At 47.7% G+C, this 13,628-nt stretch carries 11 protein-coding genes; 10 read left to right on the plus strand and 1 reads right to left on the minus strand.

Annotated elements, in window-relative coordinates; translation table 11 throughout:
- Nucleotides 1-14: 14 nt before the first annotated feature.
- From ppnN to B2Q61_RS17205, 9 genes are all read left to right on the plus strand, one after another.
- On the plus strand, nt 15-1,373 hold the full coding sequence (gene ppnN / locus B2Q61_RS17165; protein WP_290617992.1) for a nucleotide 5'-monophosphate nucleosidase PpnN: 1,359 nt from the start codon (nt 15-17) through the stop codon (nt 1,371-1,373).
- Nucleotide 1,374: 1 nt separating this feature from the next.
- Nucleotides 1,375-2,193, plus strand: a complete 819-nt coding sequence (gene xni, locus B2Q61_RS17170) for a flap endonuclease Xni (RefSeq protein WP_290617994.1) — start codon at nt 1,375-1,377, stop codon at nt 2,191-2,193.
- Nucleotides 2,190-2,588 (plus strand): DUF3192 domain-containing protein, encoded by a 399-nt coding sequence (locus tag B2Q61_RS17175; RefSeq protein ID WP_290617996.1) that lies wholly within the window; start codon nt 2,190-2,192, stop codon nt 2,586-2,588. The genes xni and B2Q61_RS17175 overlap by 4 nt, the downstream gene beginning before the upstream one ends.
- Nucleotides 2,575-4,263 carry a hypothetical protein gene (locus B2Q61_RS17180; RefSeq protein ID WP_290617998.1) on the plus strand — a complete coding sequence of 563 codons (1,689 nt, stop codon included), beginning with the start codon at nt 2,575-2,577 and terminating at the stop codon, nt 4,261-4,263. Before B2Q61_RS17175 ends, B2Q61_RS17180 begins: the two co-directional genes overlap by 14 nt.
- Nucleotides 4,264-4,422: 159 nt before the next feature.
- Entirely contained in the window at nt 4,423-5,430 is a 1,008-nt protein-coding gene (locus B2Q61_RS17185) for an isocitrate dehydrogenase (protein ID WP_290618000.1), read from the plus strand.
- A gap of 69 nt (nt 5,431-5,499) precedes the next feature.
- The gene (locus tag B2Q61_RS17190; RefSeq protein ID WP_290618002.1) at nt 5,500-5,724 is read left to right on the plus strand and encodes a VF530 family protein; all 225 of its coding nucleotides are present in this window, start codon (nt 5,500-5,502) and stop codon (nt 5,722-5,724) included.
- Between the two features lie 464 nt (nt 5,725-6,188).
- Nucleotides 6,189-9,407 (plus strand): S8 family serine peptidase, encoded by a 3,219-nt coding sequence (locus B2Q61_RS17195; protein ID WP_290618004.1) that lies wholly within the window; start codon nt 6,189-6,191, stop codon nt 9,405-9,407.
- A gap of 60 nt (nt 9,408-9,467) precedes the next feature.
- Nucleotides 9,468-10,019: a PEP-CTERM sorting domain-containing protein gene (locus B2Q61_RS17200; RefSeq protein WP_290618006.1), complete on the plus strand. Its 552-nt coding sequence runs from the start codon at nt 9,468-9,470 to the stop codon at nt 10,017-10,019.
- Between the two features lie 148 nt (nt 10,020-10,167).
- A complete protein-coding gene (locus tag B2Q61_RS17205) occupies nt 10,168-11,088 on the plus strand; it encodes a tetratricopeptide repeat protein (RefSeq protein ID WP_290618008.1) in 921 nt (306 codons plus the stop codon).
- Nucleotides 11,089-11,122: 34 nt separating this feature from the next.
- On the opposite strand, the gene B2Q61_RS17210 is transcribed toward B2Q61_RS17205, so the two are convergent.
- Nucleotides 11,123-12,160: a serine hydrolase domain-containing protein gene (locus tag B2Q61_RS17210; protein ID WP_290618010.1), complete on the minus strand. Its 1,038-nt coding sequence runs from the start codon at nt 12,158-12,160 to the stop codon at nt 11,123-11,125.
- A gap of 320 nt (nt 12,161-12,480) precedes the next feature.
- Between B2Q61_RS17210 and B2Q61_RS17215 the strand changes: the two genes are divergently transcribed.
- Entirely contained in the window at nt 12,481-13,608 is a 1,128-nt protein-coding gene (locus B2Q61_RS17215; RefSeq protein ID WP_290618012.1) for a zinc-binding dehydrogenase, read from the plus strand.
- Nucleotides 13,609-13,628: the final 20 nt, after the last annotated feature.

The raw sequence follows: 13,628 nt of genomic DNA on the forward strand, positions 1-13,628 counted from the left end.
TATTGGAGTTACCTATGCAGGTGCATTTAAACCCGTTAGGCGCCATGGATTTACTGTCTCAACTTGAAGTTGAACGTTTAAAACATAATACCGAATCAGAAGCGTTCGCCCTATTTCGTAATTGCTGTCTGGCCGTCCTTAATGTTGGCAGCCATACCGACAGTTCAGCCGAAATATATGAGCAATATAAGGACTTTAGCGTCAATTTGCTAGCACGAGAGCGCGGCATTAAAATTGAACTTACCAATCCGCCTGCCAGTGCTTTTGTTGATGGTGTTATCATTAAAGGCATCCACGAGCACCTGTTTGCAGTGCTCAGAGATATTTTGTTTTATCATACCCGGCGCTCTGCTGAAACCAAGGCCAGGGAGCTGCTCGAACCCCGGCAACTCACGCATACCGTATTTGATATTCTGCGAAACGCCAGGGTAATTGACGCCACATATGTTCCAAGCATGATCGTCTGCTGGGGTGGCCACTCTATCAACGAGATAGAATACGATTACACCAAAGAAGTAGGTTACCAGCTGGGGCTGCGCGGTTTGGATATCTGTACCGGCTGTGGCCCGGGTGCGATGAAGGGCCCGATGAAAGGCGCCACCATTGGCCATAATAAGCAGCGGATCCGCAGTGGCCGTTATCTTGGCTTAACCGAGCCGAGCATTATTGCTGCCGAGCCGCCAAATCCGATTGTTAACGAGCTGGTGATCCTGCCTGATATTGAAAAACGGCTGGAAGCTTTTGTCCGGGTGGCTCACGGTATTATTGTGTTTCCTGGTGGCGCGGGTACCGCAGAAGAGTTGCTTTATTTACTGGGTATTATGTTGAAAAAGAGTAATGCTGAACAACAGCTGCCGATTATTCTTACGGGTCCCCGCCAATCTGAGGCCTATTTTAATGAAATTGCCAATTTTATTCAGAGCACCCTGGGCCATGAAGCGTTACAGTTAATCGATATTATCATTGATGATCCGGCTGGTGTTGCCCGCAAACTAAAACAAGGCTGTGCCGACGTAAGACAGTATCGTAAATCTGTTGGCGATGCTTACCACTTTAACTGGACCTTAGATATTGATCCGCAATTCCAGCAGCCTTTTGTCCCAAATCATCAGAATATGGCCGCACTTGACTTGCACCTGGAACAAGACAAAGCGAAACTTGCCGCAAATTTACGCCGGGCATTTTCAGGTATTGTGGCGGGTAATGTAAAAGACGAAGGGATTAAGGCAATTCGCCAGCATGGGCCTTTCCAGTTATCAGGAGAACCGATATTAATGCAAATGATGGATACTTTGCTGCAAGCCTTTGTTGATCAAGGCAGAATGAAATTGCCTGGTACAGCGTACGTGCCGTGCTACCGGATTATTCGTTAGTATGATGCATCTTGTTCTGATTGATGCACTTAACCTGATCCGGCGCCTTTACGCCGTACAGGAAAGACCCTATTTGCCATTACCAGAGCAGGTGACCGATGGCACCAGGCAGCAAATTATTAGTAATACCCAAACCATGCTGCTGCAGGCATTGCAACGATTGCGCCATGAGTTGACGCCAAGCCACGCCCTACTGGTGTTTGATGGTCGTGACAGCCAATGGCGCCAGCAACGTTGTCCAGAATACAAAGCAAACCGTAAACCGATGCCGGCGATATTAGCGCAAGCGCTGCCCGCGTTAGAACATGCAGCACAACAACAGGGGTTTCGCTGCTTTATTGACAACAGTCTGGAAGCTGACGATGTGATTGCCAGTATTGCCAGTAAACTCAGTCAACATCAACAACGGGTTTCTATTGTCTCTACCGATAAAGGCTTTCTGCCCCTGTTAAGCCAAGGCATCAGGGTATACGACCCTTTTGCCCGCCAGCAACTCAGCCCTGATTATGTGAAAAATAAGTTCGGGGTTGCACCAGAGCAACTGGTTCGCCTGTGGAGCCTTACAGGCGACAGCACCAATAATATAGCCGGTGTGAGTGGCGTGGGTCCGAAAACCGCATTAGAACTGATGGCATTAGGTGAAACACTAACTGACGCCCTGGCCCATGCCGATTGCCCAAAAAAACTTCGTGATAAAATTGTCAGTCACAAAGATGCCATAATGAATTATATGCAGGTACTAAGTCTGCAGACAACGTTAGATCTCGGGCTTAACCTGCAGGATTTAAGGTTGCCCGAACCTGAACAGGACCCCTCATGAAACTAAAGCCTGTTGTGTTATTTATTACTGGTTTTGTGGTTTATTTGCTGCTTACGCTGGCCGTTCTGGTACTTTATCAGGATGATCCGGCACAAATGAGCTGGCAACATCGCGAAAATTTTAATGCCAAGGTGATCAGTCGCTATAAGCTGGGCGCTGCACATTCACAAGACGATGTAACAAATAGGCTCGGCGGGCCGGATATTACCCAGGCAGTTAAAGTAAAAGACGAAATATATCAGCTACTTTATTACCGTACCCATCGTAAATTGCCTGATGGTATTACTACCGAAGACGAATGCACTGCGTTGTTGTTTATCAACCGACAACTGGTTGCGATTGGCGATACTGCGGTCGCTCAATATCAGCAACATGCCAACCATGGTAACAGCTGATTGTCAGTGGCCACTGTTTTATCAGGGCTTACAGCGTTTTGATCCCAAGGCAGACCAGCCGTTGGCCACAAGTGACATTGCCAGCGTGTTGCAACATAGCAGTGATCTTACTCTATTATTCTTAACGTTAGCAGACCAGAATTTCTCGACGGTCGTGGCGCAACTGAATCTGACACCACGCCAATTATCGCTTCAGCATGCCCGTGTCATTAAAATGATGGCGCTGGGGCTGATACTCAGCCGCGGTTTTGGCTGGCAACCCCAGCGGAGTCAGCATTTTCTGCAAGCCATTTGTTTACACGCTGCTGCAACACCGGATACTAATGCCATCCCATTGCAAACAACGTTAACAATGGCAAAGGCATTGCAGCATTACAACAAGCAACATCCGTTACTATCGCTACTGATTGCCTACTGCAACGCAAAGCGGCAACTTGCCTGGCAATGCCATCCCGATGGGCCATTGATGGCAATGCTCAACCAGCTGGTGGTACAAATGTTACCGAAGCCTGGCAGCCAGGCAGGTTTAGAGCAATTATTACTGCAATACCGCAGTGGTCAAACGGGTATTGCTGCCGCAAAATGGTTTGGTATATTGCAGCAGCTGGTTGCATACCACGCGTTGCCGGGACGTTTTGGCAAAGACATCCAAACCACCGGTAACCATCAGCAATATTGGTTGATCTGCGGCAGGGTTGCTGCACAACATCCGCCCACCGTGGTATATGTACGCAAATTTGACCCGAGCACAAAAGCCCTGGACAATACATTAAGTGAACTGCCGCTGGCTCAGTTGACCCTGTTAAGCCCGCAATATTTTCGGGATCCCTCGTGGCTGGCGACACTGGAGCAGGACGATATGCAGTTGCCTGCGCCCCCTGTTGTTACCCTGAAGCGCTGTCTAGAGCAGTCGATATTTAATCAGCTACACCCGTTAAGTATCAGCAGACAAGTGCAGTTACTAAAAGCCCAGCCGCTGGTAAGCCGCTTTTTAGAGCAGGCAGCCGGTAACATCAGTCGGCAGCAGCTCCCGGTGACTCAGTTACGGCATGCCATAACGATGCTCGGCCAGGATGCGTTAAGCGATTGGGTCGGGCAGGCTGAGTTGTACCAATATTGCCAGCAACAGGCTCACCCTCATCATGACTGGCTAGAACAACTGCGTCATTGTTTGAACAAAGCACTGCTACTGCTAAGTGACGCGGCAAAAGTGCCGCTAGCAGCTTGCACGGCGGGGTTGGTTTCGCATTGCGCCACGTTAAGCTTATGGCAGCATGCTGCCTTACCTCAGCTGGCCCTGGCAAAACAACTACAGCAAAAACTTGTACTTGGCCTGCATATTCAGCAGCAGATCTGGCAAAACAAACACTATCCAGCCCAGCTTAAGTTGTTGCTACAACACTACCAGCATCCTGACTGGGCAACTGCAATGGATGACTGGCAGAGTAAGCAGCCACCATTACTAACCCTGTTACTGACTATGAGCTGGCAGCTGACCCTGGCGGTATTTTGCCCTACTGACGCCAATACTCAACGGCTGACGACACTGCTACCCGCCGCCTCTGCCAGGCTTCACCTACCCAGTCATCCAGCCGAATACTGGCAACAACTGCTAGTAGCAGCCAGCCACTGTTATTACCCTTTACCTGAATCTAGCCCTGTATCCGAAATCTAGTTTTATTACACCATTCACCGCCGTTATAGCCACTATAACGCTAACTTCTACGGTAACTTTTCACCAAACTGGCGAAATTTGGCTAAAACTGCTATATTCCGGCGGTTCCAGGCGGTTAGCGTCTGCCCGAATTCTCCCTTTAAAACCCTGAGGATCCCCATGAGTAAGCAAACCATTACTGTCATTAAAGGTGATGGCATTGGCCCGAGTATTGTCGAGGCCGCCATTGAAGTGTTAACCAAAGCCGGTTGTGATTTTGACTACGAATATGTTGAAGCGGGGCTAACGGCCCTGGAGCAAACGGGTGAGTTGTTACCACAAACCACCCTAGATGCCATCGCCCGAAATAAAATAACGTTAAAAGGCCCGTTAACCACTCCGGTGGGTGACGGTTTTACCTCCATTAACGTTACCCTGCGTAAGCAATTCAGCTTATATGCTAACGTGCGGCCGGTTATTTCCTTTAAAGGCACCAAAGCCCGTTACGAGAATATCGATATTATTACCATTCGCGAAAATACCGAAGGTATGTACTCTGGCCATCGGCAGCAGGTATCAGAAGATGGTCTGATTGCCGAAGCAAGCAGTATCATTACCCGCGAAGGCGCAGAACGCATAGCCGTATTTGCCTTTGAAACGGCCCGTCGCGAAAACCGTAAAAAAGTGACCATTGTTCACAAGGCCAATATACTGAAATCAACCTCAGGTTTATTTTTAAAAACTGCCCGTGAAGTTGCGGCCCGTTACCCGGATATTGACGCGCAGGAAATGATCGTTGATAACGCCTGCATGCAGTTGGTGATGAACCCGCAGCAATTTGACGTTATTGTTACCACCAACCTGTTTGGTGACATTTTGTCGGACTTGTGTGCTGGTTTAGTCGGGGGCTTAGGGATGGCACCAGGCGCTAACATTGGGAAAGACTGTGCCATATTTGAAGCCGTGCACGGCAGCGCCCCGGATATTGCCGGCAAAAACCTGGCTAACCCAAGCTCGGTTATTCTGGCGTCAATTCAAATGCTGGAATACCTGCAAATGCAAGATAAAGCAGAAAAAATTCGGGCAGCTCTGGCAGACGTTATAGCCAGTGGTGACAGAACCACCCGCGACTTAGGTGGCAGCTTTGGTACCACTGATTTTACCGCAGCGATGTTAGAACGGCTATAATCGGTTTTTCAAAAGAAATAGCTACCTGTTGGTGGCTATTTTTTTAGCGGTAAGAGCGCAGGAGTAAACATGAGCGAGCAACAAAACAACCCATTACACGGCATTAAACTAGAGCAAATTGTCACCGCTTTGGTTGATCATTACGGCTGGCAGGAGTTGGCAAGGCGGATTGATATTAACTGCTTTAAAGTGAACCCGTCGGTAAAAAGCAGCCTGAAGTTTCTACGGCGTACCCCATGGGCCCGCGAAAAAACTGAAGCGCTGTTTATCGCCACTACATTTCATCAGCAATAACCGGTTAAACATGAGCCAGCGCAGTCAACACCACCTAATGCAAAACATTTATTTATCATCTATTTACCAATAATTAATAAAAGCACCAACTACAACACCCTCTCCCTTCATTGATCGCATTATTACTGATTTAATACATGCGATTTGCTATTTGCAAGCCAGCTAAACTGTCGGACTTTTTTACAACGTCAAGCATTAATATTGGTTAAATTTTAAACAAATTTGAAATAACAAGTACTTAATTAGATGGCTCGATTATTGCCTCGTCAGATGTTAGCAACCCCCCTTAACCTTAATGAAGTGCAAAACAATAAAATTAAACAACTATTAACAACCATCAGAACATTTAGCTATGCAGAACTTGCTGCTTCTAATTGCTAGCTGGGCCGTGTTGTACCGTTAGGATTGAAAGATAATTTGGCTGCGTAACCTGAAAATCATAATGATGTAAATGGGAGAAGCAAATGAAATCAAATAACTACCTTTTAAGTGTTGCGCTATCAGCCGCGCTGGCGAGTACATACGCACTGGCAAATGCATCGCCGCATATCCTCCAGGTTGATGCCAGCCAGCTTAGCGCAACCGATACCGCCCCGGCTGCTTTAGCAGCGTCGGGGATGTATATCGTGGAGCTGAAAGACGCTACGGCAATCAATATGGCCACCAAACTCGGAGAGCTGATTCCCAGCAACCAGATGGTTATCAACACTGGCAATAATTACAATGCCAGTTCGCCGAAAATAAAAGCTTACGTTGCTGCAGTGAAAGCCAAGCAAGCGGCCGTTGCAACCGAGGTTGGTGTCGTTGAGGTGTTACACAACTACGCCCACACCTTTAATGGCTTTTCTGCCCGCCTATCACCGGCGCAACTGAAAGCCATAAGCAAGCACCCTGATGTTGCAGCAGTTTATCCCGACGAAGTACATCAACTGCACACCTCGAATACACCCACGTTTTTGGGTTTAATTAACGCAGCTGGTGATGGCCTGCATGATAGTGGCATAGTCGGTGAAGATGTTATTGTTGGCATTCTGGATTCGGGCATCTGGCCTGAAAATCCCTCTTTCATCGCTGCGGCAACTAATGCTGCTAATACCTACGGACCAGCTCCAGCGGGTTGGGCTGGCGAATGTAACGTAGGTAGCGTAGGCTCATTTGTACGTGATGGCGTGGTGATTTATGACGACTCCACCGCGCCGTCAGACGAATTTGCTTGTAATAACAAATTGATTGGTGCGCGCTATTTCGGCAGCACCTTCTCAAGCGTGTATGAAATGCAGTTTGGCTTAGGTGAATTCGCTTCTGCAAGAGACGCCGATGGCCACGGTAGCCACACTGCGTCAACTGCCGCAGGTAACGCTGACGTGACAGCTGTTTTAGGCGGCGCAGAGGTAGGTTCAGTATCAGGAATTGCACCGCGTGCGCGGCTTGCTGCATACAAAGTTTGCTGGAATGCAAACTATGTCAGTCCAGCAGGTGTTAACGAACGAGGTTGTTTCTTTGGAGACAGCCTGGCCGCAATAGACCAGGCGGTTGTTGATGGTGTCGACGTATTAAACTACTCAATCGGCAACTCACAAGCAATTAACACCCCAGTGTATAACGCTTCACTTAGTGCTGCTAATGCCGGCATATTCTTCACTGCTTCTGCTGGCAACAGTGGCCCTACAGCAGCGACGGTAAGTAACATCGCTCCCTGGATTGCAACAGTTGCGGCCTCTACTTATGACGGCACTTCAGCGGTTATTGGTAATGAGCTAATAATCAATAGCGGTACATTAGCGCCGGGCGAAATTTTCTCCGTTCCTGCGGTAATTGGTACACCGGTTCCTGAAGGAGGTGTCACAGCAGATTTAGGTCTCGCCAGTCCCGTTGAAGCCTGCGGCCCCTTAAGCAATGATTTGACCGGTCAAATTGCACTTATCGCACGTGGCGGTTGCCCGTTCGTTGATAAGTTATTGAATGCAGAAGCAGCTGGCGCCATTGGTGCAGTAGTATACACCCTGAGCGGCACGCCTATTGCGATGGGCGGAGTAGACCCGGGCATTGGTATTCCGGGTGTAATGGTATTCAATGCTGACGGTCTGGCTTTAGCAGATAGCGTAAGTACAGGTACTACAAACGTGACGATGTCTCGCAATGGCGCTGCAACTGAAGCGACTGAAGTGGGTAACATCATGGCTGGCTTCTCGTCACGTGGTGTCAATACCCAAACTGCCGACATCCTGAAACCAGACATAACTGCGCCGGGTGTGCGAATTTTAGCAGCGTCCAGCCCACAACAGTTACAATTTGGTGGCAACCCGCAAGGCGAAAACTTTGCATACCTGCAAGGTACGTCCATGTCCAGCCCACATATTGCCGGTATGGCGGCGCTGTTAGCGGGTCAGTATCCAAACTGGACGCCAGCGCAAATCAAATCAGCTATTATGACCACGGCACGGCAAGACCTTGTGAAAGAAGATAGCGTTACGCCCGCTGATCCATTTGATTTTGGTGCCGGACATGTAGCACCAGCGCCTGCTTTAAATCCAGGCTTAGTCTATAGCGCAAACTTAGGTGACTATCTTGGATTCTTGTGTGGCCAAGGCGAAGCAGGTTTAGTGTCATCTGCCAGATTTGGCGCTGATTGTACCGACATAGCTAACGCTGGTTTTGCCACTGACGCCAGTCAATTAAATTACCCTTCAATCGCGATTGGCGAACTTGCCGGAACTGAAACCATTTCTCGTACAGTAACGGATGTCTCGGGTAATGGTGGTACTTACAATGTTGTGGTTGATGCACCTGAAGGAACCGCTGTTTCAGTTGCAACCTTTGATGCTGCTGGCAACGTAATACCCAGTGGATTACTGGAAGTTGCACCAAACGGTACTGCAAGCTACAGCTTAACGTTCAACTCCGTACCTGGCTTTCCGGCCAATCAGTGGGTATTCGGTTCAGTAACACTTGAACGCACTGACGGCTTGACAGTTCGTAGCCCTATTGCGGTTAATCAGATACCAACACAAACGATTATTGTACCGGAGTTGCTGTCGCTAGAGTTAAACCGGGGCCGCGTGTTATTCTTTGTTGAGACGTTGTATTCAGGTAGCTTTGGGGTCGAACATCAGGGGCTCAGCTTACCCTTTGGTGTAAATAGAACTTCACCTAGCAACCCAGGCGCATTTAACTTTGGTATTAATGTAGCCTCGCCAACATTTTACACCACGTTTGGTGTACCTGAAGGTGCAACTTTACTGAGAATAAGCACCCGTGATGTCTTAGTTAGCGTTCCGGGTACCAACTTAGACTTAGTACTGTACACCTGCGTGCCCTCGCCAACAGGAAATAGCTGCTCACCTTTACAGACTTCAACAGGTCCAGATGCAAACGAAGATTTAATCATTGTTAATCCGGAAAATACGGTAAACAGCGGTCTTAGCTTCTATCTGTTGTTTGTTCAAGGGGTAGATTTACTGGGCAATGCCACTGTTGATTACACTCAGCTGATATGGATTCTGGATGGCGCCGAACCCTCTACCGTGGTTTCTGCCTCAACCCGCGCGGTTGAAAATCGTTTGCAGAATATCAGCCTCAGAACACGTGGCTTAGCGTCAGGTTTATATATGGGAACCGTTACCTTTACCGATGGTAATGGTGAAGTACAGGGCACCACGGCACTGGAAGTCGTCCAGCCGTAGTCAGGGAACGCCGGGATAGCCGAACTATCCCGGCATTTTAAAAAAATAAGGAAGCAGATAATGAAATCTCTCACAAAACTAATTAGTAAATCGTTACTGGCTATTACGTTAATGTTTGCCACATCGTTTGCCGCTAATGCCACGCTTATTAATATTAAGCAGGACATCATTGGTGATTTCTTTGGCAAAATTGGCTCTATTGAAATTCAGATAAATAAAAATCAGCTGAATACCGGCGTCCTGGATACCGCGTTTGGCGATGAGATTACTCTGGTAAACATTAACCTGAGCGATCTGTACTCCTGGGGTGACGTGTTTGATATTTTCCTGTTTGAAGTAGTTATTGATAGCGACAATATCTATGCTGGTATCGAATTTTTTGAGTTCGACGGCGATGATGTTGGCTTTGGTCCACTGACGTGGAGCTATCAGATGTTTTACGAAGCGGCGTTCGATTTCGGCTACTTAGAAGTGTTTGACCTTGACGGCAATTTAGTTGAGTTCGATTCTTTCCGCCTCGGCACGGCGCAGGTGGTATCAGCGCCTTCAACTCTGGCGTTGTTTACGCTGGCAATGGCTGCCTTACTTATCCGTCGCCGCCGTATCGTTTAAACCGTTTTAGTGTTATCAAAACCCAGCAAGGCTGGGTTTTTTCATTTTTATCATGCTAAATATAGAAAGCGCTTAATTGACGGCGACCTGCAGGATGGGCATAGTGTCCCACTGATACATTGGTATTATTAACGGTAGCTGTATTGTTATGCGTAGTGCTTCTTTTTTTATTCTGTTACTGGCTTTTAAGCTTAGCGCTTCGGAGAATCTGAGCGATCATGAGCAATTTTGCCAACAAGAAGTCAGCACAAGCTGCGAGCAATACATAACGCAGCAACTGTCAGCTTTATCTTCGTTCAGCCATGGTTGGTACCGGATAAAGGGCTTTCAGCTCGATTATATGTTTGATCAACGTCAGTTTCAGCAACTGCAAGCAGAGGCCGAACTGTTGCTGCAACAACAAGCGCTACCCGATATGTTAAAGGTGCAAGTGCATTTTTATTACGCTAAAACCCTGTTTATCAGTGGACAAGCTGAGTTGGCAAAGCACTATGCCAGCACGGCTATGCAAATGCTGCAACAAGTATATAGTGCCTTTGGTAATCCGCTTCGAATAATCGAGTTAGCCAACTTACAATACTCGTTAGGCGAGCTGGAGCAGGCAGAGCAGCTGCTGAATCAGGTTCAGCTGAAATATCAAAAAAGTAAAGACCCGTTGTTTCTCTATGAACTCTATTCAAATAAAGCACTACTTAGCCATCAGCGCGATAAGCTCGATGAAGCTGCACAGTATCGCACCGAGGCGTTGAACGCTTCACTTGTTATGGGACACAACAATAAGATTATTATCGCGATGGGTAATCTGGCACGTACTAAACAATTGCTGGGGCAACTGCAAGCCGCTTATGAGCTTTACGAGCAATCTCTGGTTTACACCTCACAACCAGAGTATCAGGTACAACATGCCATCCATCTTGTCCGGCTGACAGAGATCTGTCTGCAACAACAGCAACCTGCGCAAGCCCTCACTTTTTATACCCGTATTGATCCGCAATTACTGGGGGAGTTCCACCAACAGCTTTACCAGGAGTTTGGCAGTGTTCTGGTGGTTGTTACAGCGGATAAATAACACCGCTTTCTGACCCCATTACGGGAGCAAATTTTTAGAGGCTTGTTTGGCTTTTAAGTATTTTAACAATTCGGCTGTTAACAATTTCCGATAAGTTCCAATTATACAGCTTAGGATCCGTTGTGCTGTAAAACGTAATCACAACCGCATCAAGTTCATGGTCATATTTTGCGAAACTCTGATATCCCGGTACCCAGCCAGCATGTTCATACTGATAAATGGAGGAATATATGGCCTGTTCTTCGCCATCAAAAACTGAACCCTCTATCATTGCTCTGAGAAACCGCCCTACATCTTCCGCTGTCGCTACCATCCCATGTTCGTCTGCCTTCAAATCATAAGGATGTCCAACATGATAACCACTCATTACATCGTCCATATTTACTTCAGTTAGCGAACTAAAAGTATTGCTAAGGTTAAGTGGCATTAAAACCTGTTTCTGAATGTACTGGAAATTCCCATAACCGAGCTCATCATCCATTATCTTATTAATTAACAAATAGTTCGTATTACAATATTCGTAATCTTCATTGGGCTTAAAATTGGCTGCCTTGTCCAGTATCAATGCAAGACTTGCGGCATAAGTCTGGGTTGGCTCGACCCAAAAGTTAGGCGCGTCGGTAAAATTAGGAATGCCACTACGATGTTGAAGCATCATTCTTAACGTGATTTTATCTGCGTGCTCGATCCTTCCCAGCAGTTCTGGTAAATAATCAGCAATTGTTTTATCCAGCGAAAGCCGCCCTTCACTGACCAGTTTGGTTACAGCCACGGCATCGTATAGCTTACTAATGCTGGCAATTTTAAAAAGGGCTTGAGGCCTGGCGGGTACCTTAGCGTCTCGATCGTGCCATCCTGCAGCGAAATATTGTCCGGGTTGCGCCGTTTGATCAATATAGACAATCACGCCATCAAAACCATGATTAATAGCTTCATCCAACTGCGCTTGTATGGTATTTGGCAGCGGAAGTACCCATGCTTTTACTAAAAGCCACGGTACAAAAAACAAAGAGGATATAGATGCAACTATCAGCGCTATCCGCAACATCAGTTTTGCTTTATTTTTGTTCATAACACTTCAGTTGGTTATTTGTTTAATTGGCCAAAGGCTCCACCCTGACGAGCGACCCTTATTACGAAGATAACTCAATAAGCCTTTCAGTTACATATCTGGAGCCAAATCTTATGTCTTGCTGAATTGAGCAGTAAATATTAAAAACTGCCCCCATTGATTGTTAATGCTTGCTAAAACGCTCTTCTGCCCCCAGTTTATCACTACGTTCAGTTAGTCCAGCGCCGCGGTTCACCAAGACGCTAAGGCTTGCCCCTCAATGTATGAGGTAACACCGGTTTGCGACAAACCAAACCAGCTAACTCTTTAAGGAGCAAAAAATGTCGGACAGCAACATCGAACTTATTTCTACCATTAGCGAAGACAACAAACTCGCACTTTCCTTGCGCGAGATCGCTATGCCTGAGCCTGGCGAAAACGAAGTGGTCATCCGCATTGACGCCGCCCCGATTAACCCCTCCGATCTGGGCGTGATGTTCAGCGCAGCCGATATGACAACTGCCAGCCAATCCGGTAGCGACGATCGCCCGGTCATCAGTGCTGATGTCCCGGCAAAATTCATGGCTGCTGTTAAAAAGCGGGTTGGCCAGCCTATACCTGTAGGCAATGAAGGGGCCGGTACTGTTGTCGCTGCGGGCGCTTCAGCCACTGCGCAAAGTTTACTGGGCAAAACCGTTGCAGTAATTGGCGGTGGTACCTATCGCAAATATCTCTGTGCCAATGTTAAAAGCTGTCTGGAACTGGCGCCGGGTACTACTGCAGCCGAGGGCGCTTCAAGCTTTGTCAACCCGCTGACAGCGCTGACCATGGTAGAAACCATGCGCGCTGAAGGTCACAAGGCTATCGTACACACCGCCGCTGCCTCTAATCTCGGACAAATGCTTAACCGCATCTGTATCGCCGACGGCATCGACCTGGTCAATATCGTCCGTAAGCCAGATCAGGAGGCTTTACTCCGTGACCAGGGCGCCAAATACGTGATTAACTCCAGTAGCGACAGCTTTATGGCCGACCTGACCCAGGCATTAATCGCCACTGGCGCCACTATCGCGTTTGACCCTATTGGGGGCGGTAAATTGGCGAGCGATATTCTTACCTGCATGGAAGCTGCCGTCGCTCGCAATATCACTCAATACAGCGTGTATGGATCTGACATCTATAAACAGGTTTATATTTATGGCGGGCTTGATCGCGGCCCCATCACGTTAAACCGTAACTTTGGTTTTGCCTGGGGTGTGAACGGCTTTTTATTGTTTAATGCGTTGGGGAAACTCAGTAAGGAAACCACCTTCGCCATGCGCAAGCGTATTGCTGCCGAGATTAAAACTACGTTCGCCAGCCACTACACTGACGAAGTATCCCTGGCGGGTGCGTTACAACTGGATGCGATAGCAGTTTATGGCAAACAGGCTACCGGAGAGAAGTTCCTGATTAAACCACAGCACTAACTTTTATGCTCTGGCTAGAA

Source organism: Arsukibacterium sp. UBA5043, from assembly GCA_002415085.1.
Taxonomy (GTDB): Bacteria; Pseudomonadota; Gammaproteobacteria; order Enterobacterales; family Alteromonadaceae; genus Alishewanella.